This window comes from Paraburkholderia sp. ZP32-5 (genome assembly GCF_021390495.1).
In the GTDB taxonomy this organism is placed as follows: domain Bacteria; phylum Pseudomonadota; class Gammaproteobacteria; order Burkholderiales; family Burkholderiaceae; genus Paraburkholderia.
The window spans coordinates 1,499,111-1,525,212 of the sequence record NZ_JAJEJP010000003.1 but is presented as its reverse complement, the minus strand read 5'-3'; the positions used below and the strand labels follow the sequence as shown (position 1 = coordinate 1,525,212).

22 protein-coding genes are annotated in these 26,102 nt (G+C 61.7%); 13 read left to right on the top strand and 9 right to left on the bottom strand.

The features are described 5' to 3' along the window. Window positions 1-21 precede the first annotated feature (21 nt). The 4 genes from L0U82_RS39170 (at window position 22) to L0U82_RS39155 (ending at window position 5,612) form a co-directional block, all read left to right on the top strand. On the top strand, window positions 22-1,230 hold the full coding sequence (locus L0U82_RS39170) for an FAD-dependent oxidoreductase (RefSeq protein ID WP_233839192.1): 1,209 nt from the start codon (window positions 22-24) through the stop codon (window positions 1,228-1,230). A 10-nt stretch (window positions 1,231-1,240) separates the two neighbouring features. Then, window positions 1,241-2,725, top strand: a complete 1,485-nt coding sequence (locus L0U82_RS39165; protein WP_233839191.1) for an NAD-dependent succinate-semialdehyde dehydrogenase — start codon at window positions 1,241-1,243, stop codon at window positions 2,723-2,725. A 67-nt stretch (window positions 2,726-2,792) separates the two neighbouring features. Next, a complete protein-coding gene (locus tag L0U82_RS39160) occupies window positions 2,793-4,043 on the top strand; it encodes an MFS transporter (protein WP_233839190.1) in 1,251 nt (416 codons plus the stop codon). 531 nt (window positions 4,044-4,574) lie between these two features. After that, on the top strand, window positions 4,575-5,612 hold the full coding sequence (locus L0U82_RS39155) for a porin (RefSeq protein ID WP_233839189.1): 1,038 nt from the start codon (window positions 4,575-4,577) through the stop codon (window positions 5,610-5,612). Between the two features lie 121 nt (window positions 5,613-5,733). Here L0U82_RS39155 and L0U82_RS39150 read toward each other — a convergent pair whose 3' ends face one another. Beyond that, on the bottom strand, window positions 5,734-6,546 hold the full coding sequence (locus tag L0U82_RS39150; RefSeq protein ID WP_442793724.1) for an AraC family transcriptional regulator: 813 nt from the start codon (window positions 6,544-6,546) through the stop codon (window positions 5,734-5,736). Between the two features lie 250 nt (window positions 6,547-6,796). Between L0U82_RS39150 and L0U82_RS39145 the strand changes: the two genes are divergently transcribed. Both L0U82_RS39145 and L0U82_RS39140 read left to right on the top strand, forming a co-directional pair. After that, entirely contained in the window at window positions 6,797-7,705 is a 909-nt protein-coding gene (locus tag L0U82_RS39145; RefSeq protein ID WP_233839188.1) for a DMT family transporter, read from the top strand. Window positions 7,706-7,917: 212 nt separating this feature from the next. Next, a complete protein-coding gene (locus tag L0U82_RS39140) occupies window positions 7,918-8,163 on the top strand; it encodes a hypothetical protein (RefSeq protein WP_233839187.1) in 246 nt (81 codons plus the stop codon). 264 nt (window positions 8,164-8,427) lie between these two features. Here L0U82_RS39140 and L0U82_RS39135 read toward each other — a convergent pair whose 3' ends face one another. Further along, window positions 8,428-9,843, bottom strand: a complete 1,416-nt coding sequence (locus L0U82_RS39135; RefSeq protein WP_233839186.1) for an FAD-dependent oxidoreductase — start codon at window positions 9,841-9,843, stop codon at window positions 8,428-8,430. 116 nt (window positions 9,844-9,959) lie between these two features. Continuing rightward, window positions 9,960-10,499 carry a carboxymuconolactone decarboxylase family protein gene (locus L0U82_RS39130; protein ID WP_233839185.1) on the bottom strand — a complete coding sequence of 180 codons (540 nt, stop codon included), beginning with the start codon at window positions 10,497-10,499 and terminating at the stop codon, window positions 9,960-9,962. A gap of 180 nt (window positions 10,500-10,679) precedes the next feature. On the opposite strand from L0U82_RS39130, the gene L0U82_RS39125 reads away from it, so the two are divergent. Continuing rightward, window positions 10,680-11,672 (top strand): cupin domain-containing protein, encoded by a 993-nt coding sequence (locus L0U82_RS39125; protein WP_233839184.1) that lies wholly within the window; start codon window positions 10,680-10,682, stop codon window positions 11,670-11,672. 11 nt (window positions 11,673-11,683) lie between these two features. Here L0U82_RS39125 and L0U82_RS39120 read toward each other — a convergent pair whose 3' ends face one another. After that, a complete protein-coding gene (locus L0U82_RS39120; RefSeq protein WP_233839183.1) occupies window positions 11,684-12,376 on the bottom strand; it encodes a GntR family transcriptional regulator in 693 nt (230 codons plus the stop codon). A 471-nt stretch (window positions 12,377-12,847) separates the two neighbouring features. On the opposite strand from L0U82_RS39120, the gene L0U82_RS39115 reads away from it, so the two are divergent. From L0U82_RS39115 to L0U82_RS39095, 5 genes are all read left to right on the top strand, one after another. Continuing rightward, a complete protein-coding gene (locus L0U82_RS39115; protein WP_233839182.1) occupies window positions 12,848-13,591 on the top strand; it encodes an HpcH/HpaI aldolase family protein in 744 nt (247 codons plus the stop codon). 142 nt (window positions 13,592-13,733) lie between these two features. After that, on the top strand, window positions 13,734-14,891 hold the full coding sequence (locus tag L0U82_RS39110) for a pyridoxal phosphate-dependent aminotransferase (RefSeq protein WP_233839181.1): 1,158 nt from the start codon (window positions 13,734-13,736) through the stop codon (window positions 14,889-14,891). A 131-nt stretch (window positions 14,892-15,022) separates the two neighbouring features. After that, the gene (locus L0U82_RS39105) at window positions 15,023-16,084 is read left to right on the top strand and encodes a porin (protein ID WP_233839180.1); all 1,062 of its coding nucleotides are present in this window, start codon (window positions 15,023-15,025) and stop codon (window positions 16,082-16,084) included. A 71-nt stretch (window positions 16,085-16,155) separates the two neighbouring features. Continuing rightward, window positions 16,156-17,298: an aminotransferase class V-fold PLP-dependent enzyme gene (locus tag L0U82_RS39100; protein WP_233839179.1), complete on the top strand. Its 1,143-nt coding sequence runs from the start codon at window positions 16,156-16,158 to the stop codon at window positions 17,296-17,298. A 36-nt stretch (window positions 17,299-17,334) separates the two neighbouring features. After that, complete coding sequence (locus L0U82_RS39095; protein WP_233839178.1) at window positions 17,335-18,735, top strand: amino acid permease; 1,401 nt, start codon at window positions 17,335-17,337, stop codon at window positions 18,733-18,735. Window positions 18,736-18,826: 91 nt separating this feature from the next. Here the strand turns inward: L0U82_RS39095 and L0U82_RS39090 are convergent, their stop codons facing one another. From L0U82_RS39090 to L0U82_RS39075, 4 genes are all read right to left on the bottom strand, one after another. Then, complete coding sequence (locus tag L0U82_RS39090) at window positions 18,827-19,867, bottom strand: porin (protein ID WP_233839177.1); 1,041 nt, start codon at window positions 19,865-19,867, stop codon at window positions 18,827-18,829. A 206-nt stretch (window positions 19,868-20,073) separates the two neighbouring features. Continuing rightward, the gene (gene dctA / locus L0U82_RS39085; RefSeq protein WP_233839176.1) at window positions 20,074-21,432 is read right to left on the bottom strand and encodes a C4-dicarboxylate transporter DctA; all 1,359 of its coding nucleotides are present in this window, start codon (window positions 21,430-21,432) and stop codon (window positions 20,074-20,076) included. 68 nt (window positions 21,433-21,500) lie between these two features. After that, on the bottom strand, window positions 21,501-22,412 hold the full coding sequence (locus L0U82_RS39080) for a hypothetical protein (RefSeq protein ID WP_233839175.1): 912 nt from the start codon (window positions 22,410-22,412) through the stop codon (window positions 21,501-21,503). Window positions 22,413-22,458: 46 nt separating this feature from the next. After that, window positions 22,459-23,310 (bottom strand): amidohydrolase family protein, encoded by an 852-nt coding sequence (locus L0U82_RS39075; protein WP_233839174.1) that lies wholly within the window; start codon window positions 23,308-23,310, stop codon window positions 22,459-22,461. 142 nt (window positions 23,311-23,452) lie between these two features. On the opposite strand from L0U82_RS39075, the gene L0U82_RS39070 reads away from it, so the two are divergent. Further along, the gene (locus L0U82_RS39070; protein WP_233839173.1) at window positions 23,453-24,691 is read left to right on the top strand and encodes a LysR family transcriptional regulator; all 1,239 of its coding nucleotides are present in this window, start codon (window positions 23,453-23,455) and stop codon (window positions 24,689-24,691) included. A gap of 65 nt (window positions 24,692-24,756) precedes the next feature. Here L0U82_RS39070 and L0U82_RS39065 read toward each other — a convergent pair whose 3' ends face one another. Then, window positions 24,757-26,076 carry an MFS transporter gene (locus L0U82_RS39065; protein WP_233839172.1) on the bottom strand — a complete coding sequence of 440 codons (1,320 nt, stop codon included), beginning with the start codon at window positions 26,074-26,076 and terminating at the stop codon, window positions 24,757-24,759. Window positions 26,077-26,102 lie beyond the last annotated feature (26 nt).

Below are 26,102 nucleotides of genomic sequence, written 5' to 3'. Positions count from 1 at the left end.
AAAAAGTAAAGAGCCTATTTAATGAACGTACAGAAAGATGTGATCGTTGCCGGCGGTGGTCCCGTCGGCATGGTGACGGCGCTCGCGCTCGCGCAGCGCGATTTCAACGTAACGGTGGTCGAAGCCGACGCGCAGGTCGATACGAACCCGCGCGCCGCGACCACGCATGCGTCCACGCTCGAAATGCTCGCGAGCATCGGCGTGATCGACGAATTCATCGCGGCGGGTCTGACCGCGCGCTACTTCGATTTCTGGGATCGCGATCAGAGCCGCAAGATCGCACGCTTCGATCACGACTTGCTGCGCAACGACACGCAGTTTCCGTTTGTCGTGCAGACCGAGCAGCACAAGCTGGTCAGGATCATCGAAGCGAAGCTGAAGAGTTATCCGAACGTGACGGTACTGCGCGGTACGTCGGTTGCCGCCGCGGAGCAGGACGCCAATGGCGTGACGGTGACGGTCGAACGCGACGGTGTGCAGGAGAAGCTGAGCGGTCATTTCCTCGTCGGTACCGACGGCGGGCGCAGCACCGTGCGCAAGAGCCTGAATATCGAATTCGAAGGCTACACGTGGCCGGAGCAGTTCCTCGTGCTGACGACCTCGTTCGATTTCGAAAAGGCGCTGGGCAGCTCGTACCGTGCGTATTTCGCGGGCGCGGACGAGTGGTGCAATCTGTTCAAGGTTGCGGGCGACGATATGAAAGGCCGCTGGCGCGCCGTGTTTCCCGCGCCGGTCGATGTGCCCGAAGAAGTGATCATGAGCGACGAGGCAGCGCAACGGCGTCTGAACGGTATCTTCCGGTGCGACGAAGAATACGAACTGCTGCACAAGAATATCTATCGCGTGCATCAGCGCGTTGCCGCATCGTTCCGCAAGGGCCGTATCTTCCTCGCGGGCGATTCAAGTCACGTAAACAATCCGATCGGTGGCCTGGGCCTGAACTGCGGCATTCATGACGCGCTGGAAATCGCCAACACGCTTGCGCAGGCAACTGACGCGAATGATCCGTTGCTGGATCGTTTCGAGCGCCGCCGTCGCACGATGAATATCGAGTTCGTGCAGCAACAGACCATCGCGAACAAGAAGCGGCTGGAAGAGAAAGACCCGGCGGTGCGCGCGAAGAATCTGGATGACCTCGTCGAAATCCAGAACGATCCGGCGCGTCAACACGCTTTCCTGATGCGCTCGTCGCTGCTCGATAGCGTGCGCAAGTCGCAAGCCATTCAGTAAAGAGGACGACATGATGGATTCTTTTGTCCGGCCTTCGCTGATGGATCCGACGCTGCTGCGCACGCAGGCATGGATTGCCGGCGCGTGGCATGAAGCGGAAGACGGCGCCGTGATCACGGTGACCAACAAGGCGACCGGCGTGCCCATCGCCACTGTGCCGTCGGTCGGCCGCGAACAGACGCGCATGGCGATTGCCGCCGCGGAAATCGCCGGCATCGCGTGGCGCAACCGCAGTGCGAAAGAGCGGGCAGTGGTGCTGCGCCGCTGGTTCGACCTCGTGATGATGAACCAGGAAGATCTGGCCCGGATCATGACAGCGGAGCAGGGCAAGCCGCTACAGGAGTCGCGCGGTGAGATCGCTTACGCGGCATCGTTCATCGAATGGTTTGCCGAACAGGGCAAGCGCATCGAAGGCGACATGCTCGAAAGTCCGAATGCTTCGCAAAAGATCATGGTGCTGAAGCAGCCGGTTGGCGTGTGCGCCGCGATCACGCCGTGGAATTTCCCGGCGGCGATGATCACGCGCAAAGTGGCCCCGGCGCTGGCGGCCGGCTGCACGATGGTGCTCAAGCCCGCGTCGCAAACACCGTTGACCGCGCTTGCACTGGCCGCGCTCGCTGAAGAAGCGGGTATTCCGTCTGGCGTATTCAGCGTCGTCACGGGTTCGGCTCGCGAGATCGGCGCGGAAATGTGCGAGAACCCGACGGTGCGCAAGCTGTCGTTCACGGGCTCGACGGAAATCGGCAAGCTGTTGATGGCGCAATGCGCACCCACCGTCAAGAAGCTGTCGATGGAACTCGGTGGCAATGCACCGTTCATCGTATTCGACGACGCGGATGTCGATGCGGCTGTTGCGGGCGCAATCGCTTCGAAATTCCGCAACACGGGGCAGACCTGCGTCTGCACCAATCGCTTCCTCGTGCAGACCGGTATCTACGACACGTTCATGGCGAAGCTGAAAGCGGCGGTGCAGGCGCTGCGCGTCGGTGACGGCGCGACCGAAGGCATCACGCAGGGCCCGCTGATCGATGCGTCGGCAGTGGCGAAAGTCGAACAGCACGTGGCGGATGCGGTAGGCAAGGGCGCAACGCTCGTATGTGGCGGGCAGCGCTCGACACTCGGCGGCAATTTCTTCGAGCCGACATTGATCACCGGCGTGTCGCTCGACATGAACGTGATGCACGAAGAGACGTTCGGCCCGCTCGCCGCGGTGTTCCGCTTCTCGACCGAAGAGGAAGCCGTGCGCGTGGCAAACGATACGGAAGTCGGCCTTGCTTCCTACGTGTACACGAACGACATGTCGCGTTTCTTCCGCATGGCCAGTGCGCTCGAAACCGGCATGGTCGGTATCAATACCGGCCTGATTTCCAATGAAGTCGGCCCGTTCGGCGGCATCAAGGAAAGCGGGTTCGGCCGCGAAGGCTCGAAATACGGCATGGATGACTATCTGGAAACGAAGTACGTCTGCATCCAGGTAGCGCTCCAGGCAACGTAAAGGGCCGCGTCTAACGAATAACGTCGCGTCAGCACGGCTGACGCGTTATGGATTGAGAGGACTTCCAATGTCGGATATCAGCAAGCCGCTGCATCTAGCGGCCAGGCGTTCGGTACGCATGCGCTGGGTAGTGGCGCTCGTGCTGTTCGGCTCGGTTCTGGTCGGATTCTTCGACCGGATCAGTGTCGCGGCTCTTTTTAATAATCCGGACTTTTATAACAGCCTGCATGTCGGTTTCAATCCCACGAAGCTGGGATTTCTGATGACGGCATTTCTGATCGCATACGGAATCTCCTCCGTGGTGCTCAGTGTCATTGGCGACGTATTCAAGCCCGGAAAGGCACTCACGGCGTCGGCGGTGATCTGGGGCGTCGTAATGCTCGGCATGGGCGCTGCGCAGAGCTATGGCGCGCTGATTCTCGGGCGCGTCGTGCTGGGAATTACCGAAGGACCGCAATTTTCGCTGATCGCGAAGATCGTGCATCGTTGGTTTCCTCCGGATCAACGCGGTCGTGCCAACGCAATATGGATGGTTGGCAGCCCGATCGGATCGGCCGTGGGCTTTCCGTTCACGCTGTGGCTGGTTCACGCGCATGGCTGGCGCGCATCGTTCTACATATTCGGCGTGGTGAGCCTGTTTATCATGGCGCCGCTCATCTACTTCACGACGCGTGACCGTGCGCGTTATGCCGATCGCGAAGAATCGCGGCAAGCCGCTGGCGCTACCGAAGCAAAGGAGAAGGTCGATCTCCGGCTGTTTCTCAAGGATTACCGCTTCTGGCTCGTCACCGCGTATGGCTGCGGGCTTCTGATGTACCTGTGGGGACTCAATAGCTGGTTACCGACGTATCTCGCACGTGTGCGGCACTTTGATCTGGCGCAGATGGGCATCTATTCGTCATTGCCGTTCATTCTGATGTTCATCGGTGAAGTCCTGTCAGGGCTGCTTGCGGACCGTTTGGGTCGCCGCGCGATTCTCTGCTTTATCGGTCTCGCCGGTGCCGGAATTTTGCTCTATATCGGCACGCTGATTCAGGAACCTCACACTGCCGCGCTGGTGATCGCGCTGAGCGCCGGATGCTGGGGCTTGGGATTGCCGGCGCAGTACGCGCTTGCAATGGACATCATTCCGGTCTCGGTCACGTCGGCAGGCATCGGCGTGAAGAATGGCTTCAGCAACCTGATGGGAGCACTCGCGCCCGCTCTGATTGGCTGGATCGTCAGCACGACGGGAAGCTTCAACACGGGTCTTCTGGTCATCGTTATCGGCAGCATGGTCGGCGCGGTGATGATGATCCCGCTGATTCGCCGTCATTGAGTTATCGCCGCATCGTTAATCAGGCGGCAGCAATCGGGTTAGTAGAAGTAGCGATAAAAATAAATAGATGGCACTGCGGTGTGATGGAGACCGGCACACGCGGAGCAGGCTTCGGCGGCACCACCGCCGATAGCGAATCAGGCTGGCGGTTTGAATAACGCCGCAGCCGTATTCGAGCTGTATGCAATTGTTCTCGCATGGAGATGTTTTTTCCATGTGGTCAATGGTCGCAATGAATCTGCAAAGCACCAAAACGAGACACGACTAAAGCCGCCTCCTTGACTGGATCGAGCGGGAGGTCGACTCGCGCTCTGAATCTCTGCGGGATTTATTGCGGCCTGGCGTATCCGGTCAAGCTCGTCGACCGATATCCGTATTGCGATTGGAAAGAAGCGCTGAGACGTCATGCCATAAATATCTGGCATGCGTCCAGATATCAATATCTAAAGCTATTTTAAAAATATGAGAAATTGCAAAAATAAATTGATCGGTTGCCTCTCGCCCATCAGCGCGCGACTTGTCGCGGGATGCGTGCTTACGCTGTCTGTCTCGCCTGCTTTTGCCCAATCGAGTGTCACGTTGTACGGCATCGTCGATGGCGGCCTGGTGTATAAGACCAATGCCGATGCAGGCGGCCACAGCGTGACGGCTTTCGGAGCGGGTACCGAGCAGGCCAGCCGGTTCGGTTTCGACGCCAGTGAAGCGCTCGGACAGGGATGGTTCGCCACGATGAAGCTCGAGAACGGCTTCTTTATCTCTAACGGGCAGATCATCAATAGCGGGATTCTTTTCAACCGAGGCTCTACCGTTGGACTGAAGAATGCCGGCTACGGCTGGCTTCAACTCGGCAGGAACTGGATTCCGTTTCATGATTCCCTGTCGTTACTTGATGTCGCCAACTTCGGCAACTTCGGTACATTGAGCAATCTGTCGTACCAGAATCTGAGTGCAACGCGCAGCGGTCTGACCGGCGCCGGCTTCTACTGGGCCAACAACTCCGCGAGGTACACAACGCCCAACATTCACGGCTTCGTTGCCAGCGCACTCTATTCGTTCGGTGGCACGGCGGGTGACTTCCAGAATCGCAGTCTGTATTCGGCACTTGCGCACTATCAGGCCGGCAATCTGCTTATCGTCGGCTCGTATTTCTCAGCGAAGGACCCGAGTGGACTGACGAACAAGGTCGTGTCGCGCGCGTTCACCGCCGGTGTCAAATATGAATTTGCCAGTACGGTCACGGCGAGCCTCGCGCTGGTCAATTTCAAGGATCCGGCCACCGGCGACAATCAGACCTTTTATACGCTCGGCACCCGCTATCAGGCGACACCCGCACTCGCTTTCATTGGCGACTACATCCACCTTCAGAACGAACGCAATAGTCACGGCAACGGTGATCTGTTCAAGATCGCACTGAATTACAGTCTGTCGAAGCGAACGCTGTTGTATGCCGATGCAGGCTATACGCGCAACAGTTCGCAAGGGACGCTGGGTGTGCAGAACACGGCGCCGGTTGGCTTGCCTGGCGCAAATCAGACGGCTTTGGCGATCGGCATCACGTCGAAATTCTGATCGAGTGCTTGCTGAGCGGCCGCGTTGTTCTTGCTGTGCTTCGCCTGTCTTGCGATAAGGCTCCTTGAGGTTGGGCGCAATGAGCTTGATCGTAGGAGCCGTTCAGTTTGTACTCTTGTACCTAGGCATAAAACGCCGACGGCACAACGCCGAAATGCCGCTTGAACATCGCGGCGAACGCACTCTGACTCGCGTACCCGTGATTCATCGCCACCGCGATGATCTTCTCGCCATGTGCGAGGCGCTTTAGCGCGAGCAGCAAGCGTGCCTGCTGCCGCCAGCGTCCGAACGTGATGCCGGTTTCGCGCTGAAACCAGCGCTGAAAAGTCTTCTCCGATACATCGAGCGTGCGTGCCCATTCGCCGATCGTTCGTTTGTCGTCCGGCGCGGCGAGCAGGCGGTCGCAGACATCGCGCAGCCGACGCTCGGCCGGCCACGGCAGATACAGCGGCAGCAACGGCACCGCGTTCAGCTCCGCGAGCAGCAACTGCATCAGATGATCGTCGCGTGAACCGGCTGCGTAGTCGGGCGGCACGTCGATTGCCGCCAGAATCAGTTCGCGCAGCAGCGGATGCACGTCGACCACGCAACTGCGCGTCGGCAGATGCGTGGCCGCGCCCGGTTCGACGAACACCGTGCGCATCTTCACGTCGCCGCTCATTTGCACCGAATGATCGATCTCCGGTTCGAGCCATACGCCGCGCGTCGGCGGCACGACCCACGAGCCGGTCGCGGACTCGACCTGCATCACGCCTTCAATCGCATACAGCAACTGCGCGCGACGATGACGGTGCGCGGCGATCACGGTGCCGTGCGGATACCACGCGGCCATCGCGGAGACCGGCATCGGTGTGCTTTCGAATGGCACATGGGCGCCAGGCGCGGTTGGAACGCCGCCGGCGCTGCGTGCATTGGCATGGGTTCGCGTGTTCATTCGTACGAGTAGTTGAGTGTGAAGACAAGCATCAACGCGAGCATCCTGCTGGGCACGTGGGTAGACCTTGCATCGAACATTAGACCGCTCATTGACCGTTTCTCGGCAGGTAACGACTTTTTGGCGTGAGACAGACCCGCGACGCGGGCGCACGATTGCACTTCATTTCGAGGCCATTCCGATCTGCCCCGGGCCTTCTTCCGCTGGATTTCGAACGGGCAGTTCCAACGATAGCAAGGCAGAGCAACCGATGAAGAGATCGTATTTCCTGTTTCCGTTTGTGGCAATCCTGCTGTGGGCGGGAAACGTGATCGTGTCTAAGCTGTCCGCGCACACGATCGACCCGTCGGCGATCACGTTTTACCGCTTGCTGCTGGCCGTCGCGTTGATGAGCGTGTTCACGCTGAGGCCGGCCTGGCGCAACCGCGCGGCGATCGTGCCGCAATTGCCGAAGCTCGCGATGCTCGGTTTTCTCGCGATGGCGTTGTTCCAAAGCCTGTCGTACGAAGCGGCGAAGACCACGACCGCGACCAACATGTCGATCATCACCGCGCTGGTGCCGCTGATGACGATGGTCGTGAGTACGTTGTTGCTCGGCGAAACGCCGACTTCGGGCATGATCGGTGGCGGAGTGCTGTCGTTGCTCGGTGTGGTCTATCTGATTACGCAGGGCAATCCCGCGATGCTGCTTGCCCACGGTGTGCATCTGGGCGATCTGCTGATGATCTTCGCGGCGCTCGCATACGCGCTTTATGGCGTGCTGCTCAAACGCTGGCACGTCGGTCTGCCGACGTGGCAATCCACCTATATTCAGGCACTTTTCGCGTTGCTATTCATGCTGCCGATGCTGCTGCGTCTGCCCGCCGCTGAAGCATTGCCGACGCGCGCGAGCCTACCGCTGATTCTGTATGCCGGCGTGCTTGCGTCGGTCGTGTTGCCGTTTCTGTGGATGCAGGGCGTCAAGTATCTCGGGCCGAATCGCTGCGCGCTCTTTATGAACGTGTTGCCGATCGCGACTGCGCTGATCGCGATCGTGTCGCTCGGCGAGACCTTGCATCTGTATCACGTGCTGGGCGGTGGTGTTGCGCTGCTTGGCGTAGTGGTTGCGCAGGGATCGGGTCGCGGTGTGATGCGCAGAGCGGTTGTCGCTCGGGAGTGAGGCGGTTATCGGTGCAGTGGATATTGGTGGCGATTCGTTTGGGCAACACGTCGGCTCTTCTTTTCGAGTATTCTGACGCCCCGATGGGGAGAGGGTTTGACGTCCTTGACACACACGGCATGCGGCGTCAGCGAACAACAAGAGATTGCGTGCGATCGTTTCGCGTGCGAACAACGCGCTTTTGAAACATATAACCAGTGCAGAGGCTATTGATGGTCCAGGACCTTGCAGTCGTCTTTATCTACGATGACCACACCGATACGCTCAAGATGAGCAACGTGTCTCGTCGCGCTATTCAATCAACGTTGGATCGGGCGATGTTCATCGACATTCCGGAAGGGCCGGAGACTCCATTGGATGATGAGTCGGCCCGCAGGCTTGGAGCGTTGGCACTTCGATGCCTTGGAGAAGCACATCCGGACCTGGCTGCACGACTGAATCTTTCAACCCTAAAGTAGCTGTTCGTGCGATCCTGGATTCGTAATGCGCGGATGGTTGGTACGTAGACTTGCACTGCTATCGCTGTGGAGATACCCGTAGGCGGCGCACCACGGGTATTCCCACTCGTCGGGCGTCGAGATCACTTCGGCTTCAACAAGCGGAGCCACACCGCGTGCGCTTCGCGTCCCGCAAAAAGCGAAGTCCGCCAACGCGTTGACGGACTTCGCGGCAACAGGCAAATGCGACCCGACGCCACCAGCTAACCGCTAATCACCTAACCATTAGCCCCCAACCCCCTGCGGCATCACCCTATCCGCCACCCTCGCCAGCAACGGCCCCAATCCCTCCGCAAAAGTCAGGTGCGAGATAACCGCGTCGCGAAGCTTCTGATACGGAAGCTCCGCAAGCATCGCAGTCTGCATCGCAGCCATCACTTCACCCGCCTCCGCGCCGAGCATCGTGAAGCCGACGATCCGATCATCGTTCGCGCCGACGAGCACTTTCATGAACCCGTGTGTTTCGTCGGTTGCTTCGGTGCGCAGCACGTTGCTCATCGGCAGTGTCGCGACGCGAACCGCAATGCCGGCGCGCTGTGCATCGCTTTCGCTCAGGCCCACTCGAGCGAGCGGCGGATCGGTGAAAAGCGTGTACGGAATCAGGCGGTCGGTGGTCGACCGGTTGCCCCCGGCCATGTTGTCGCGCACGATCCTGAAGTCATCCACCGAGACATGTGTGAATTGCGGGCTGCCCGCTACTTCGCCGATTGCCCACACGCCTGGCGCCGAAGCCTGTAGACGGTCGTTGACGCGGATATAGCCGCGTTCATCGACGTCGATGCCGGCGACTTCCAGGCCGATGCCGGCGGTGTTCGGAATACGTCCCAACGCGACGAGTATGTCGCTGCCGTCGATCGTCTGCTCCCCAGAATCGGTGCGCAACGCGATATGTACCTGCGTTCCCGAGCGGCCTTCGACGTTGATCACTTCGGCATTCAGCGCAACATCGATTCCCTCGGCGCGGAGAATGCGCAGCATTTCATCGCTGACGTCCGCGTCTTCGCGCGCCATCAAGCGGGCATTGCGCTCGACGATCGTCACGCGGCTACCGAAGCGGCGATAAGCCTGCGCCATTTCGATGCCGATATAGCCGCCACCGAGCACGATCAGATGCGGCGGCGCGTAGTCGAGATCGAGCGCGCCGATATGAGTGAGCGGTTGCGCGGCGCGCAGTCCCGGCACATCCGGAATCGCCGCGTGGGTGCCGATATTCACCACGACCTGGCTGCCGCTCAATATGCGCGAGCCGCCGTCGTTCAGTTGCACTTCGATCGTCTTCGGCGCGACGAAACGGCCGGAGCCCATGATCAGCTCTGCGCCGCTCGATGCATACGCATCGATATGAAACGATGCTTCTCTTTCGACCATCCCGCGCTTGCGCTCGCGGACTTTCGCCATATCGACGGCAACGGGGCCCGTCGTCATGCCGAAATCGGCTGCGTGTCTGGTCAGATGCGCAACGCGCGCGCTCCAGATTTCATTCTTGCTCGGCAGACAGGCGACGGCGGGACACGAGCCGCCTACCCATTGCCGTTCGACTACGGCGACGCGCTGCCCGGATCGGGCGAGATGCCAGGCGAGCAGCTTGCCGCCCTGGCCGCTACCGAGAATCAATGTATCGAACTGTTCCACTTCCGACATGACATCCTCCGCTTAAGCTGATTGAACCGATGGACCTGAAAACTCGCGTATGCGCGACGGCGAGCGACGAGCGGCGGCGCGTTGCCGCATAACATCGGCGCTCGCCGACACACCTGTTACTTGACCGGCGGAAAGTCGACGTCGGTATCGTTGATGCGATTGAACGTGTTGGTGAAGATGGTCATCGCGATCGTCAACGAGATCTCGGCGAGTTGGGTGTCGGTATAACCAGCGGCGCGAATCGCGGCGAATTCGCTTTCACTGATCGTGCCGCGAGTGTTCTGCAGCACCAGCACGAAGTGGATCAGCGCATCGCGTCGCGCGTCGCCCGTTGCCTCACCCGCACGGATCAGCTTGAGCGCGGCCGGCGACAGGCCGGTCATCTTGCCGAGCATCGCGTGCGCGGCTACACAGTAGTCACAGCCGGTCTGCTCGCTGACAAGCAGCTTGATGGTTTCCAGATCCTGCTTGCTGAGGCTGCTGGACGCGAGCGCGCCTTCCGCATCCAGCGCCGCGTTCAACGTGGCGGGCGCGAGATGACCGAGCGCCGCGAACAGATTCGGCACGCTGCCGCCGGCGATTTTGCGCACGCGTGCATACACGTCGGCGGTGGCGCCAGTGGCGTTAGTAACAGCGGGGATAGCGATGCGACTCATGATTCACCTCATTCGGTGGTGGTTAGGAGCCTCCACTTTAGAGTTGTGAATTGATCCTGTTGAGACTTAAAATTGCCAAGAATATGCTCAAAAGTATCAGTCGCGCTTGGGCCTGAAACGAACCTGAGCTTGAGCCTTAAATTGACCCGAGATGCCCCGAGCTAGACCCGGAGGTTGGACATGTCGCCCCCACTCGATTGGCTCAGCCGTCTGCTCGGCATGATGACCGTGCGCGGTCAGCTTGAACTTCGATGCGCGTATGGCGCGCCGTGGCAAGTCGTCTACACGGACTCGGCCGCGGGCGAGATGCCGTACCACATCATCCTCAACGGCTCGGCCGTGCTAGAAACGCCGGGCACGGGCAAGCCGCAAAATCTTCGCGCGGGCGATATCGTGATGCTCACGCACGGCTCGGCCCATATCCTTCACGATGGCGGCGGCGCGCGGCCGAAGCGCGTGCGGGAACGCGAAGAACTGAATCTGATCATTAGCGAAAACAAAGGCAGTGGTCCGCGTCTGGACATGCTGTGCGGCCGAATCGTGCTGGCGCCGCCGCACGACCGCTTTATCCGCGCGTATCTGCCGCCCCGGCTGGTTGTCCGCACCTCGGCGGAAGATGCCCATCGCGGCGACGCGCAAGCTCAACTGGAAGGTCTGGTGGCGCTGATGCGCACGGAGTCCAATGCCGGCAACCTGGGCGGCTACGCGATGATGAATGCGTTATCGGCGGCGCTTTTTGCGCTGGCGTTGCGCGTGGCCGGCGAAACGGCACAGAGCGGCAAAAGCGGCGGGACGCCGACGGGATTGCTCGCGATCGCTGGGTACCCGCGCCTCGCTCCCGCGCTGGCGGTCATGTTCAACGAGCCCGCGCATCCATGGACGCTGTCCGAACTGGCTGAACTGTGCAACATGTCGCGCGCGACGTTGATCCGCCACTTCCAGGACAAACTCGGGCGGTCGCCGAATGATCTATTGACGGATGTGCGAATGGCGTTGGCCGCCAACGAATTGAAAAGGCCGGGGGTGTCCACCGATGCCGTGGCGGAGAGCGTCGGCTATCAATCGGTGGCGGCGTTCAGGCGCATTTTCACGCAGCACATGGGGATGACTCCCGCTGACTGGCGGCGCGCGCAAGTGCAGACGCTACACGCGGCCGATCATGCGGCCGATTAGCGCCGCGTGATTCATTCCTCTCCTTCGAGCAGCGCGAAATAGCGCTGTTCCGCGCTCGCGATGAAATCCTGAGTCGCCGATTTGATCCGCTTCGGGTCGCGTTCGAGAAAGCCGTTCAGCATTGCCTGCATACCGTCCACGACGATTTTCTGCGTCGCGTGGTCCTTCAGCGTTCGCAAACGCACCTGCTGCGCGTGATCGGCGAAACGGCGAATCGTGACCCGCAGCCGTGAATTCTGTACCGCGTCTAGCCAGGCATCGCGAAACGCAATGTTGGCCTCGATCATCAGATCGCCATCGTTCTTCTCATACGCTTTGCGCGCCTTCTGGAATGCACGCTTGAGCACATCGTCGACGCGCTCGTCGAGAATCGCCGCCGTGCTTGCCGCGGCACTCGGTTCGAGCAAGCGCCGCACTTCGAAAATCTCGCGTACGTCACCGCTCGTCAGCGTCGGCACGACGAAGCCGCGCGTGGTGCCGACCAGATAGCCCTCGCTGACGAGCCGCAGCAGCACCTGACGTACCGGCATGCGCGTGCAGTCGAATTCGTCGGCCACTTCGTAGTCGAGGACCCGGTCGTTCGGCCCGATTTCGCCATGCCGCAACCGGCGGCGCATTTCCGTATAGATCGTCTCGGTCAGGGTGGTCTGACGCAGCGCGGTACGTCGAGGCTGCTTCGTCAGATTGGCGGTGTCATCGGTCATGCGTGAAGGGTTGGCGTAAGTTTGATTGGGACTCATCGTATGCGGCGCTCGCGCGGGGCGTCAAGCGTGAGGCGTGTGGTCGGCAAGGGCCGTGGGTGGCCGCGCGGAATAGGGTTGCGGCAATGGGGCAGCCGGTTGCCCGGCAGCTTAACATCAGAATTCAGTTTATGAATTCATAAACACCGGATGGGTTCTGGTCTGTCCGCAGGTGGCAGCTTTCGATTGACAACCGAGCGAGCCTCAAGCGTTTGTCAATTTTCAGTATAAACCCTATAAATAGGCGTAAAAATTGTAAAGACTCACGTTCGTAGCGCGTGTTTTCGCGGCAGCGCCACACCGTTATCACAATGCTTGACATCTAAATATTTTCTCCATAAAGTGAATTCACTAACAAACTGAATTCAGAAACTTACGGCCCTGTCAGTCAGCTTGCGGCATGCAAGCCGACCGAGGGCATCAGGAGTGTTCGACATGCTGTTCCCTTCGCTGAAGCCGGCTTTGCGCGGCAATCAGCCTCTCGATCTGATCTGGCTGGCGCTCGGCAGTGTGCCGCTCGTTGAATTCGCCGCGCACGCGAAACCCGGCGCGCTCGTGCTCGATCTGCAGCATGGCTTATGGGATCGGATGCAACTCGAAGCGGCGGTCGGAGCCGCGAGCGGACGTGTGCCGGTCATCGTGCGCTGCGCGGAGAATTCGCACGCGGCGATTGCGCATGCGCTCGACGCCGGCGCGGCATCGGTGCTCGTGCCGCTGGTCGAATCGGTTGACGATGCGCGCCGCGCCGTTTCGGCAGGCCGCTATCCGCCATTCGGCAGCCGCTCCGCCGGCGGCGTGCGGCCGCTGCTGGCTGGCGTCGACGCGATGCTCGCCGCGGACCGTGAAGTGGCGATCGGTTTGCTGATCGAAACCGTGCAAGGAATCGAGCGCATCGACGAAATCGCCGCGGTAAGCGGCGTAGATTATCTGTTCATCGGTACCGGCGATTTGTCGCTGTCGCGCGGCACGGCCGATGCCGAAGTTATCGAGCGCGATTGCGAGCGCGTGCTGCACGTCGCGCGCACACACGGATTGCCGTGCGGCATCTTTACCGGCGAGGCCGGCGCCGCGCGGCGGGCGTTCGCCAACGGCTATCGGATGTCGGTCAGCGCGAACGATATCGACATGGTCAAACAAGGCTTTCTGACCGCGCGTGAACGCGCCTGCGGCGCCTTATGAACGCGGCAGCGAGCGCGGCTATACATGACCGTGTCGTCACGGTCACGGCTGCTCGTACCAACCGTGCGGCCGGCCGTCATGCCAGGCGAGCCGCAACGAATCTGACCCATCAACGAACGCAACGAACTGACTTGGAGACGCGATGAATCTGACGAGAGACGCGATCCTGACCATGCCCGATTCGCCGATCCTCGACGTGTGGCGCCTCGGCGTCGGACGCAGCGATGTGATCGGCCTGTGGGCCGGCGAAAGCGATCTGCCCACACCGAAGCCCTTTTGCGATGCCGCCGCCGCGGCGCTCGCCGCGGGTCATACCTTTTACTCGCAGAACCGCGGTATTCCCGCGCTGCGCGATGCGATCGCCGCGTACTACGCGCGTCTGTGCGACGTGACGGTCGCCGATGAGCGCATCGCTGCAACCAGCTCCGGCATGAATGCGGTGATGCTGGTCGCGCAGGCGATCATCGAGCCCGGCGACAACGTGGTCTGCGTGACCCCGTCGTGGCCCAACATCCTGCGCGCGATCACGATCACCGGTGGCGAAGTGCGCGCGGTGCCGCTCTCTCACGGCGACGATGGCTGGCATCTCGATCTGCAGCGTCTTTTCGATGCATGCGACGCGCGCACCCGCGCGATCTATTACGCGTCGCCGGGTAATCCAACCGGCTGGATGCTCGAAGGCGAACAGCAGCAGCGGCTGCTCGAATTCGCCCGCGCGCGCGGCATCGCGATTCTCGCGGACGAGGTGTATCAGCGCATCGTCTACGACCGGCCGTACGCGCCGTCGATGCTCGAATTCGCGAGTCCCGACGACCCGGTATTCGTTATCAACAGTTTCTCCAAAGCCTGGGCGATGACCGGCTGGCGCATGGGCTGGCTCGTCTATCCGCGAGCCATGCTCGACACCTTCGAAAAGCTGATCCAGTTCAACACCAGCGGCGGCCAGGCGTTTCTGCAAGCCGGCGCGGCAGCGGCGCTGAATGAGGGCGAGCCGTTCGTGCAGTCGTTCGTCGAGCGTTGCCGCGGCGGTCAGCGCATCGCGCTCGAACGTTTGCGTGCGATGTCCGGCGTGCAGGTGGTGCCGAACACGGCGTCGTTCTACCTGATGTTCAGCGTGGCGGGTGTGACCGACACGCTCGAATTCTGCAAGCGCGCGGTGCTCGAAGCCGGCGTGGGGCTTGCACCCGGCACCGCGTTCGGCGAGGAATCGGCGCAGCAGATTCGCCTGTGCTACGCGCGCGGCGACGAGAGCCTGATCGAAGCATTGGACCGGCTCGAAAAATTCATTCGCAAGTTCTAACGCAGCACCTTCGCAGCATCTACATAGCACCTGAGCAGCACCGACGACCGGCGCTTGTCCCGGCCTGGCTTCCTTTTGGCCGCACGTTAGTCGACAAGCCGCCATCCATATCAGAGGGGACACACAAAATCATGCAACGAAAACTACAAGCCGCGATTGCAACCTTGGGGATCGGCCTGACGGGCACCGTGTTCGCACAGAGTTCGGTCACGCTGTACGGCATCGTCGACCAGAGCGTGCGTTTTACGACGAATTCGAATGCCGCCAATGACAACCAGGTGCAATTGACCAACGGCGCGATCACCAATAGTCGTTGGGGCTTGAAGGGCGAGGAGGATCTGGGTGGCGGACTGAAGGCGCTGTTCCGGCTTGAAAGCGGCTTCGAGCCGCAAACGGGCGCGGTCGATATGAATGCGTTGTTCGGCCGCTATGCGTATGTCGGTCTGTCGGGACGCTTCGGTACCTTCACGCTGGGCCGGCAGGGCACTGAATCATTCAACTTCTTCGGCGATTTCGATCCGCTGACCGTCGGCAATTACACCGCGAATTCGTGGCCGTTCTTCATGACGATCGGCCGCATCAGCAACACCGCGAGCTACGCGGGGCAATTCGGCGGCCTACATCTTGGCGCGACCTACGGCTTCGGTCAGCAGCCGGGCAGCATGAGCAAGGATTCGTATTGGGGTACGCGCGTGTCGTATGATCTCGGCCCGGCGAGCTTCGGCGGCACGTATCAGGAGTCGCGCGACCTGAACAACAACGTGCAGCGCATGTGGGGCCTCGGCGGCAAATACAACTTCGGGCCGGCCACGCTGTTCGTCGGCTATATGGGCGGCAGCGATGCGACGGGTTTCGTCGACTCCGCACTGAATGCCAACACGGTGACGGGTGGCAACTTCGTCGACAACCCACGCCGCGACATGACGCTTTACACCGGCGCGACATGGCAGGCAATGCCCGCTCTCGCGATCACCGGCGCGTTCTATTACGACGACATGAAAAACGTCAACGGCTTTGCCGACAATAGCGGCAAGCGCTACACCGGCGTGCTGCTCGCCGAATACTCGCTGTCGAAGAGCACCCAGGTGTATGGGACGGTCGACTACAACAAGGTCTCCGGAGGCGCGACTGCCGAGTTGCCGGGCAAGAGTAACCAGACCGGCGTCGCCGTCGGCCTGCGCCATATGTTCTGACGAGCGGGTCGACGAACCGCTTTGACGAACCGCTTTGACGAACATCTCGCGCTGATACAAGGAAACGCAACATGAGCATTTCTCCCGCAGATCCCCGGCGTGCCGGCTGGCTGCTCTATCACTCGGTCGGTATGTTTCCGGGGCAGGAAGAGGCGGTGCGCGCGGCGCTCGACACCTTCGCGTCGAACTGGTGCCGTCCCGATCTGCAACGCTGGGACTATGGTCTCGCGGCACGTCGCGAGGTGCTGGATCAATGGGCCCGGCTCGTGAATGCGCCCGCGCATGCGGTATTCGCCGCCGAGAACGTCACCGACGCGTTCGCGCGTTTCGTCGGCGCACTCGGGCGCAACCGTCTTGCCGGCAAGCGCGTGCTGATCGCCGCGGACTGCTTTCCGAGCCTGCATTACATGCTGAGCGGTCTCGCGCCGGTGCTCGGCTTCACGCTCGACACAGTGCCGCTCGCGGAAGGCGAAGCGTATATCAGTGACGACGCATTCATCGCTCGCTGGCAGGACGACGTTGCGCTTGCAATCATCACGTGGGTCACGTCGACGGCATCGAAGCGCGCCGACGTCGCGCGTCTGGCCAGGCATGGCCGCGAGCAGGGCAGCCTGATTGCCGTCGATATCACGCAGGGCGCCGGTATTCTCGACTTCGACGTCACCGCGCCCGCGGTCGATTTCGTTGCGAGCACCACGCTCAAGTGGTTGTGCGGCGCACCGGGCACCGGGCTCGCGTATCTGAACTCGTCACTGCTCGACCATGCACTCACGCCGATGGTGCAAGGCTGGTTCAGCCAGCCCGATCCATTCAACTGGGATCTCGACCGTTTCGCACTCGCGCCGGATGCACGGCGCTTCGACAGCGGCACGCCGTCGTTTCTGCCGTTCGTTGCTTCCGGTCCAGGTCTCGCGTGGCGACTTTCACCCGCGGCCGCAGGCATGCGCGAACACAATCTCGCGCTGTCGCGCAAGCTGATCGCGCTGTGCGATGCGAAGGGCTACCGGCTGCGTTCGCCGCGCGAAGACGCGTTGCGCGGCGGCAGTGTGATGGCCGACTTGCCCGCGCACGTCGATCCGCACGCGCTGGAGACGAAGCTCGCAAGCCACGGCGTACTGGTCGATACACGCGGCAGCACCGTACGCATGTCGCCCGGCATGGTCACTCAAAGCGAAGTACTCGACGATCTGTCGGCATTGCTCCCCGCAGCCTGATCCATCGACGCAATAAGAACGTGACAGGATAAAAAAATGGAAGAGACAAGCATCACCTCGCGAGAAAAAGGCCTGAACAAGGCGCTGACCCAGCGGCAGATCGGCATGATCGGCATTGGCGGCGCAATCGGTACAGGTCTTTTCATGGGCAGCGGCATTGCGATCGGCTATGCCGGTCCCGGTGTGCTGATCAGTTATGCGATCGCCGCGCTGATCGCGGTGATCATGGTGTTCAGCCTCGCCGAGATGGCGGTCGCGCATCCGACGGCGGGCTCGTTCGGCACCTACGCGGAGATGTACCTGAACCGCTGGACCGGCTTCGTCGTGCGCTACACGTACTGGATCATCGAAGTGGTCGCGGTGGGTGGCGAGGCCATCGCGGTCGGCGTGTATATGAGCTTCTGGTTTCCGGGCGTGCCGGTCTGGATGTGGTCGATCGCGTTCGGCATTGCACTCATCTATGTGAACTGCCGCTCGGTGACCAACTTCGGTTCGTTCGAATACTGGTTCGCGCTGATCAAGGTGGTCGCGATCCTCGGCTTCATCGTCGTGGGTCTCGCCAAGGTGTTCGGCCTCGGCACCGGTACGCCGGTCGGCATGCACAATCTGACGGGGCTGCCCGGCGGCTTCATGCCGCACGGTTTCAGCGGCGTGTGGATGGGCGTGCTGATGGCGATCTTCTCGTTCTACGGGGTCGAGATCGTCGCGGTGACGTCGGGTGAAGCCCAGGATCCTCAGCGCGCGATTCCGAGTGCGCTGCGCTCGATGGTGCTGCGTCTCACGCTCTTTTATATTCTCGCGCTCGGCATCATGGTCACCTATCTGCCGTGGACCGAAGCCGGTGCGAAGGTGGTGCAGCAAAGCCCGTTCGTGAAGCTGTTCACGCATGCCGGTATCGCGCACGCGGCGGCGTTGATGAACTTCGTCGTGATCACGGCGGCGCTGTCCAGCATGAACACCAACATCTATCTGTCGTCGCGTACGCTGTTCTCGCTGGCTCGCGGCGGCTATGCGCCGCGCTGGCTCGGCTCGCTGTCGGCCAACGGCACGCCGCTCGTCGCCACGCTGATTTCGGGCGCCGGCGTGCTGGCCGCCGCCGCGGTGTCGTTCTTCAGTCCTCTCGCGTACAACTATCTGTTCGGGATTGCGCTGTTCGGCGGCATCTTCGTGTGGATCGTGATTCTCGTCACGCACCTGCGCTTCCGCCGCGCGTGGCAGGGCCGCAAGCTGCCGGTACGCATGCCGTTGTTCCCGATAGCGCAGATCACCGGCATCGCATTGCTGAGCGCGATTCTGATCACGATGGGGCTCGATACCGACTTCTGGAATATCTCGTGGATCGTCGGTGTGCCGTGGCTGGTGGGTATCTCGGTCGTGTATTTCATTTACCGCAAGCGGCTCGCTCAGGCAACGCTGTCGGGCGCGGCCGGCATCTGATCGGCAGATCGGGCGGTAGAAGATGTAGCGGGCCGCGACGACGCGCGTCGTCGTCGTCGCGGCAATAACGCATCAGCGGGTATGCGTGAGGTTAGAACAGCACGTCGATACCGACGGTCACCGCTGTCTGACTGGACGAGCCGGTCGGGTTGAGCGTGCTGACCACCGCGTGTTTGTACGACGTGTAATCGACCGCGCTATACAGCGTGGTGCGCTTGGAAAGCAGATACGCAAGCGAAACCATCGACAGACCACGGCGGCTCGCCTTGTCGTTCGATACGGTCGTCTGGTAGTAACCGCCGCGGAAAACCACATCCGGTGTGATGGTCCACGCAAGGCCGCCGAACGCATTGTTCGTCACCTGATGCGGCGTGGTCGGATTCTGCTGATCCTCGGACATGAAGCCGCCCGAGATCCGTACCGGGCCGATCTTGTAGCCGGCGGCGACCAGGTAATAGCTGTCGCCGACATAGGTCGTGCCGTTCAGGATGTTGCGATGGCCATACACGCCGCCGATACCCGCCGGACCTATCTGATAGCTGACGCCCACGGAGCGCGTCGCGCCGCTGCTGAAATTGCCGGGTACGCCGCCAAACGAGTTGTCCGCTTCGAACAGCAGCGGCCCGAAATTGTTCGTGTATTTGACCGCGTTGTTGTTACGGGTGCCGTCCGAGGCCAGCGTCAACGGCAGGATCGGCGTGAAGTGGAACCCGAACGGATCGTAGATGCTGATGATGTCGTGCGAGATCGTGTACTGGCGGCCAAGGTCGATCGAGCCTAAGCGCGTGTTGCCGATACCGACATACGACTGACGATTGAACAGCGTGTTGGTCGTATTGTCGAGTTGCCCGTTACCGAGGTTGAAGCCGTTCTCCAGACGGAAATGGGCGTTCCAGCCGCCGCCCAGATCTTCGGTGCCGAGAAAGCCGAGTTTGTTCGAACTGTAGTAGCCGTTCGAATTCATCGTGACCACCGAGCCGCCGCCTTTCGCGGCATTGGTCTGATAGCGGACGCCGCCATCGGCGGTACCGTAGATCTGCACGCTCGATTGCGCGTGCGCGGGCAGCGTGGCCAACGTGCCGGCTGCTGCCGAAAGTCCAATTCCAATGGTTTTCCAAACCTCTTTCTTCATTTTTACGTCTCCGCGTTAATGTTGTTGTGTGAAACGACTGACGATCGGAAGCGTCGCCGTACGATGCGTACGACGAGCAAAATCGTCTGTTCTTCGCCTCAGTTTCAGGTTTTCAGGGTAGGCCGGCAGTTGCTTTCGATTCGTGGTTTCAGATCCGCGCTTTCAGATCCGCATTGCCGGCCGCGAGAAGGGCTACTAGCTAATCATCAATTGCCTGCCGAGCCCCCGCTCGTTGCGTTGAGCCGCGTATGCGGCGGGTCGATCGGTTTGAACCCGGTACTCAGTTCGCGGCGCAGTGCGACGCGGTCGAGTGCCTTTTCCCAATTCGCCACCACGATCGTCGCGAGGCTATTGCCGACGATGTTGGTGAACACGAATGCACTGGAAAGCGCCTTGTGAATGCCGAGAATCAGCGCGATCGATTCGACCGGAATCGTGTTCGATGCGGCGAGTGTCGCGGCCAGCACCGCAATCGCCGCACCGGACACGCCCGCCGCGCCCTTCGACGTCAGCAGCAACACCGCAAGCAGCACCAGTTGGTCGTGCCAGTTCATCGGCGTGTTGGTGGCCTGCGCGAGAAACACCGCGGCCGCAGCGAAATAGAGGCAGGTGCCGTCGTGATTGAACGTGTAGGCGGTCGGCAGTACCAGGCCGACTACCGACTTGTCGCAACCGAGCCGTTCGAGCTTGTCGATCAGTTGCGGGAACACCGTTTCGGACGAACTCGTGCCGATCACCAGCAGCAGCTCGGCGCCGATATAGCGCATCAGGCGGAACAGGCTGATGCCGTTGAGCTTCGCGATCGGCCACAGAATCAGCAGAATGAACAGCGCGCAGGTCAGATAGAACTCGAGTACGAGCTTGCCAAGCGAAAGCAGCGTGCCGAAGCCGAACTTGCTGACCGTGTACGCGATCGCGCCGAACGCCGCGAGCGGCGCGATTTTCATCGTCAGACCGATGATCCAGAACAGCGACCCCGATACCGAATCGATCAGATCCAGCGCTGGTTTTGCACGCTCGCCGATTGCGGCGAGGCCGAACGCGAACAGTACCGAGAAGAACAGCACTTGCAGCACGTCGCCGCCGGCGAACGCGCTGATTGCCGTGTGCGGAATCACGTTGAGCAGGAATTCGCTGGTCGTCACGACGTGATGGGCTTTGGCGACGTACGCGTCGACCGCCGCGGAGTGCACGCTGTGCATGTCGACGTTCATGCCGACGCCGGGCTTGAGCACGTTGATCACGACAAGCCCCAGCACCAGCGCGAGCGAGGTCACGACTTCGAAATAGAAGAGTGCCTTGATCGCCACGCGGCCGACTTTCTTGAAGTCACGAACGCCCGCGATACCGCTGCACACGGTGCAAAAGATGATCGGCCCGATCAGCATCTGGATGATGCGGATAAAGGCGTCGCCGACCGGTTGCAGGTTGATGCCGAATTTCGGAAAGAAGTAACCGGTGGCGACGCCCAGCGCCATGCCGGCCAGCACCTGAATCGACAGGTCGCGATAAAACGGCTGACGTGCCCTCGGTTTCGGTGAAGTGGACTTGCCAGGCAAGCTCATGGTGTCTCCTTGTCAAGCAGTGGCGAACTCAGGTTCGCTCGGAAATGATCTGACGAACAGATACGGTGTCAGCGCGCGGCTTCGCCGAGAACGGCAAGACTGTCGGCGAAAATTTCATCGACGCTCAGCTTGCGCGGCAGCAACTGCTGCTGCTCGCAGAATGCAAGGGTTTCCGCGAGCGGCCCGCGCAGTGCGTCGTAACCGAACAGCAGCTTGTTCGGCTTGCCCGCGTTTTCCGCGGCGACCGAGTCCTTGCCGCGGCATAGCAGGTCATAGACCGCGCGCATTGCCTGCGGATGCGAGTCGGCCAGTTCCTGCGTGACCACGACGACGTGATTGATCGGAACATAGTGATGCTCCGCATACCACGCGCGATCGGCGGCGGCTGCGTCGACGATCAGCGGTTCGAGACCGGGCTCGTCCGGCAGATCGTTGCCGAGAATCGCCGCATCGAGTTCGCCTGCGCGAAGCATCGGCAGCAGTTGCTTGCCGGCCTCGGCGCGGCGCACGAAAGAAGGATCGCGATACTCCTCCAGATGCGAGCCTTCGATCGTGACCCAGTCGATATCTTCAAGCTTCACGCCGTAGGTTTGCGCGAGGATCGCGCGCACCCACACGCCGGTCGTTTGCGTGTAAGCGCGTACGCCGACTTTCTTGCCCGCGAGACTGCCGACATCGAGCCGGCCGCGCGCGGCGTTGTGAATGATGCAGCCTTGCTGGAAGCGCGCGGCCACGACCGCCGGCAACAGTACGACCGGTTTGCGATAGGCCTTCGCCTGCAGGTAGGTGACGATCGCCATTTCGCTGACGTCGTAGGCCTGGCGGCGCGCCATCGGCGCGAACGCGCGGTGGATCGGTTCGACCTCTTCGAACACGAGTTCGACGGCAGGGTCGGTCAGCTCGCCGGCCTTCAGGGCCCGGGTGTGCGGATAGGTTTTGAGCGCGGTTTTCAGGCGCAGCGGTTGGGTTGCGGTGGTCACTTGCTGTCTCCTATTTTGTTCCGGGCGCGTTGATCAGGCAAACGTATCAAGCCGAAAGGGCCGGATAAATCGTGCGCGCGGTGCCGCCGAAGATCGCTTCACGTGCATCTGCCGGCAACATCGACAAGGCCTCGCGCGCATCGGCGAACAGTTGCGGCAGCGTGCCTTCGGCCGCGGGGAAATTGGAGCCCCACGCGATACGGTGCGCCCCGAATGCTTCGAGCACGCGCGGGAAGAACGCCGCGGGCGTCGACGCACCGCGCGCGGCTTCGGCGATCGTGCGATTCGTCAGCTTCAGGTACACGCCTTCGTGCGACGCGAGGCTGAACAGCGGCGCGGCTGCTTCGTACGGCGGGCCGCCGGCGAGTTCCGGACGCGCGAGGTGATCGAGCAACACGCGGATATCGGGAAAGCGCGCGAGCATGTTCAGCAGCGCGGGAATGCCTTGCGCGGTCATCTGCAGGCAGATCGACACGTTGTGACGCTGCGCGTAGTCCCACACCGGGAACGAGCGTTCGTCATCGAGCCAGCCCGCCTGGCCCGGCATCGTGCTGCCGGTCGTGAACAGACGCAGCCCGGAAAGACCGGCGTCGAGCCAGCGCTGCATCTGCGTGACGGCGTCGGCTGCCAGCACGTCGATCGAGAACACGCCGGCGAACCGGTCGGGATGGCTACGCACCGCCTCGACCACATAACTATTGTCGTTGCCATACACCGTCGAAGCCTGCACCACCACCGCGCGATCGATACCGGCTGCGTCGAGCGACGCGAGCAGGCCCTCGAAACTGACCGGCCGCTTGGCCGACCATTCCGACTGATGACCGCCAACCGGCGCGAGCGGATAACGCTGCTGATCCGGGGAAATTGCGTGGGTATGGGTGTCGACGACAACGGACATAACGTGCTCCTGATTAAAAATTTCTTTGATCGAATAGCCGTTACTGTACGTGCGATATGGCCGAAGCCCTCAATATGAAGTACGCTTCACGACATAAATTCTGGTTAAGCTTAGGGTTTAACATGAGCCTTCGGGAGGTTGGATGAGTGAAGCCGGGCACGTATCGTCGGACGATGATCTGGCGCGATTACGGCGTCTGTTTCTGTTCGACGCCGTCTGCGAGGCAGGCGGCATCGGGCAGGCCGCGCTTCGCGCGGGGCGCACGCAACCCGCGGTGAGCCTTGCGATCAGCAAGCTCGAAGCGAGTTTTGGCGGACAGTTGTTCGAGCGCGGCTTCGGCGGCAGCGAGCTGACCGAAGAGGGCGTGATCCTGCATCGGCGCGTTCGCCGCATGCTCGATCAGATGGAGCGAGCGGTCGCGAACCTCACCGGTCAGACGACACCCGGCGCGGCAAACGCCGCCGCGATTTGCCGGCATCTGACCGATGCGCAGGTGCGTTGTCATATCGCGATCGCGAATGCGGGCTCCGCCGCGCAGGCGGCCGAAGCGCTCGGTATTTCGCAGCCGGCCGTGCATCGCGCCGCGCGGCAGATCGAGCAGAACGTCGGCGTGTCGCTGTACCGGCGGCGCGTGCACAGTGTGTCGGCGAACCCCGCCGGTATCGAGTTCGCGCGTTGTCTGAGTCTCGCGCTGTACGAGATCGCGCAGGCCAGCGAGGACCTCGCCTACGCGCGTGGACAACTCACGGGCCGGGTCGCGATCGGCGTGTTGCCGCTGCTGCCGCCGCGCCTCGTCGCGCGCGCGATTCAGCGTCTGCGCGCGCGCTATCCGGCCGCGCGCATCAGCGTCGACGAAAGCTCGCACGCGAGCCTGTTGAGCGCGCTGCGAATGGGCACGATCGATATCATCATCGGCGGTTTGCGCGAGCCGCGTCTGACGGCATCCGTGCAGGAAACCGAACTGTTCAACGATCCATACGTGATCGCCGTGCGCAACGGCCATCGGCTCGCGGGGCAGAAAACCATCACCGCGCGCGACCTCGCCGATTACGACTGGGTCGTGCCGCAGCGCAAGGTGCCGCGCCGCGCGGTGATCGATCAAATCTTCGCCCGCTTGCCGGTCCAGCCGCGGCTGGTGGTCGAAACGACGTCGCTCGCGATGATGACGGCGATGCTGATCGAGAGCGACTGCCTGACGTTGCTGTCGCGCTCGCAGATTCTCGATGGCCACCTGGGCAGCGAGATGGTGGCGCTCGAACTGGAGGCACTCGAGGCCAGCCGGGCAGTGGGCTTTACCGTCCGCACCGACTGGCTGGGCACGGCGGTGCAACAGGCTTTTCTTCAGCATTTGCGGGAGGAATGCGAGCCTCCTCGCATCTGATGGGACATGTGGCGCTGATTCCGGCGGGCGCGTGGCTTAGGGAATCAGCGAGGTGACCGGACGGCTCAGCGCATCGCGCCTTTGGTCTCCGGCATCAGCAGCACGACCGCGACATAAACGGCGCTGACGAGCGCGCTGACGATCGCCAGCGTGGCGGGCAGCAGCCCGACCTCGGTGGCCAGCAGCGAGACCAGCGTCGGCATCGAGCCGCCGATCGCGAAGCCGATATTCCACGAGATCGCGGTGCCGCTGGAGCGGATTTCGGTCGGGAAACGCTCGTTCAGCACGATCACCAGCGGCGCGTAACAGAACGTGCCGATCGAGCTCAGCGCAATCGTGTAGGCGGCGATCGCACCGATCGCGTGCGCGTGACTGAGCCCGAGATACAGCAGCGGAATCGATACGAGCGAAACGCCGCCGTACAGCAGCATGCCGCGACGCCGGCCGATGCGATCGGTCAGCGCGCCCGACAACACCGACGCAAGACTCACGCACACCGCCGACGCACTGAGGATCAGCCCCAACGTCGTATGCGGCACGTTGTTGACGAGCTTCAGGAAGGTCGGCAGATAACCGGAAGTCAGATACGACAGGCCGCCACCGGTCAGCGTCAACAGCACGCAGCCGAACGTGATGCCGACGAAGCCGCCGCGCAGCGCGCTGATCTGCTTGCCGCGCGCCGACGGCTGCTCGTGCTGTTTGGCCGCGAGCGCGAGCCACAGCGGCGATTCCTGCAGACGCTTGAACACGAACAGGCCGAGCACCGAACTGGCGAGGCCCGAGAAGAACATGATGCGCCATCCCCAGGCGTTGAACGCCGGGCCGGGAATCAGCGCGCTCACCACTACGAAGATCAGCGACGCAAACAGCTTGCCGACACCGGAGCCGCCGCCGCAGATGATGCCCGACGCGAGCCCCCGGTATTGCGGATCGATCGACTCGGTGCCGAGCGTGTGCGTGGCGGCGACCATGCCGCCCATGTACACGCCTTGCACGAGACGCAGCAGCAGGAACAGCGCAGGCGCGGCGATGCCGATCGCTTGATAGGTCGGAATGGTCCCCATCAGCGCGGTCGAAATGCCGACGCCCATCGACGCGACGAACAGCGTCTTCTTGCGGCCGTGGCGATCGGAATAGCGGCCGAACAGATAGCCGCCGAACGGACGCATGATCAGCGTCACCGTGAACGCGCCATACACGGCGGCTAGCGACAGCATCTGATTCGACGAATCGAAGAACACGTGCGCGAGAATCGGCGCGACGTACAACAGGATGAACAGATCAAACAGATCGAATGCCCACCCGAGGCAGGACATCGCGACCGCCTGGGTCTTCTGCCTGGGGGTGAGCACAAGACCCGCGGCCTGGGAGGGCGGGGATTGCACGACTAGGTCTCCTGGAATTATCGAAT

Coding starts and splice junctions, on each gene's coding strand:
- L0U82_RS39170 (WP_233839192.1), top strand. CDS start 22: ATGAACGTACAGAAAGATGTGATCGTTGCCGGCGGTGGTCCCGTCGGC.
- L0U82_RS39165 (WP_233839191.1), top strand. CDS start 1,241: ATGATGGATTCTTTTGTCCGGCCTTCGCTGATGGATCCGACGCTGCTG.
- L0U82_RS39160 (WP_233839190.1), top strand. CDS start 2,793: ATGTCGGATATCAGCAAGCCGCTGCATCTAGCGGCCAGGCGTTCGGTA.
- L0U82_RS39150 (WP_442793724.1), bottom strand. CDS start 6,546: ATGAACACGCGAACCCATGCCAATGCACGCAGCGCCGGCGGCGTTCCA.
- L0U82_RS39145 (WP_233839188.1), top strand. CDS start 6,797: ATGAAGAGATCGTATTTCCTGTTTCCGTTTGTGGCAATCCTGCTGTGG.
- L0U82_RS39140 (WP_233839187.1), top strand. CDS start 7,918: ATGGTCCAGGACCTTGCAGTCGTCTTTATCTACGATGACCACACCGAT.
- L0U82_RS39135 (WP_233839186.1), bottom strand. CDS start 9,843: ATGTCGGAAGTGGAACAGTTCGATACATTGATTCTCGGTAGCGGCCAG.
- L0U82_RS39130 (WP_233839185.1), bottom strand. CDS start 10,499: ATGAGTCGCATCGCTATCCCCGCTGTTACTAACGCCACTGGCGCCACC.
- L0U82_RS39125 (WP_233839184.1), top strand. CDS start 10,680: ATGTCGCCCCCACTCGATTGGCTCAGCCGTCTGCTCGGCATGATGACC.
- L0U82_RS39120 (WP_233839183.1), bottom strand. CDS start 12,376: ATGACCGATGACACCGCCAATCTGACGAAGCAGCCTCGACGTACCGCG.
- L0U82_RS39115 (WP_233839182.1), top strand. CDS start 12,848: ATGCTGTTCCCTTCGCTGAAGCCGGCTTTGCGCGGCAATCAGCCTCTC.
- L0U82_RS39110 (WP_233839181.1), top strand. CDS start 13,734: ATGAATCTGACGAGAGACGCGATCCTGACCATGCCCGATTCGCCGATC.
- L0U82_RS39105 (WP_233839180.1), top strand. CDS start 15,023: ATGCAACGAAAACTACAAGCCGCGATTGCAACCTTGGGGATCGGCCTG.
- L0U82_RS39100 (WP_233839179.1), top strand. CDS start 16,156: ATGAGCATTTCTCCCGCAGATCCCCGGCGTGCCGGCTGGCTGCTCTAT.
- L0U82_RS39095 (WP_233839178.1), top strand. CDS start 17,335: ATGGAAGAGACAAGCATCACCTCGCGAGAAAAAGGCCTGAACAAGGCG.
- L0U82_RS39090 (WP_233839177.1), bottom strand. CDS start 19,867: ATGAAGAAAGAGGTTTGGAAAACCATTGGAATTGGACTTTCGGCAGCA.
- dctA (WP_233839176.1), bottom strand. CDS start 21,432: ATGAGCTTGCCTGGCAAGTCCACTTCACCGAAACCGAGGGCACGTCAG.
- L0U82_RS39075 (WP_233839174.1), bottom strand. CDS start 23,310: ATGTCCGTTGTCGTCGACACCCATACCCACGCAATTTCCCCGGATCAG.
- L0U82_RS39070 (WP_233839173.1), top strand. CDS start 23,453: ATGAGTGAAGCCGGGCACGTATCGTCGGACGATGATCTGGCGCGATTA.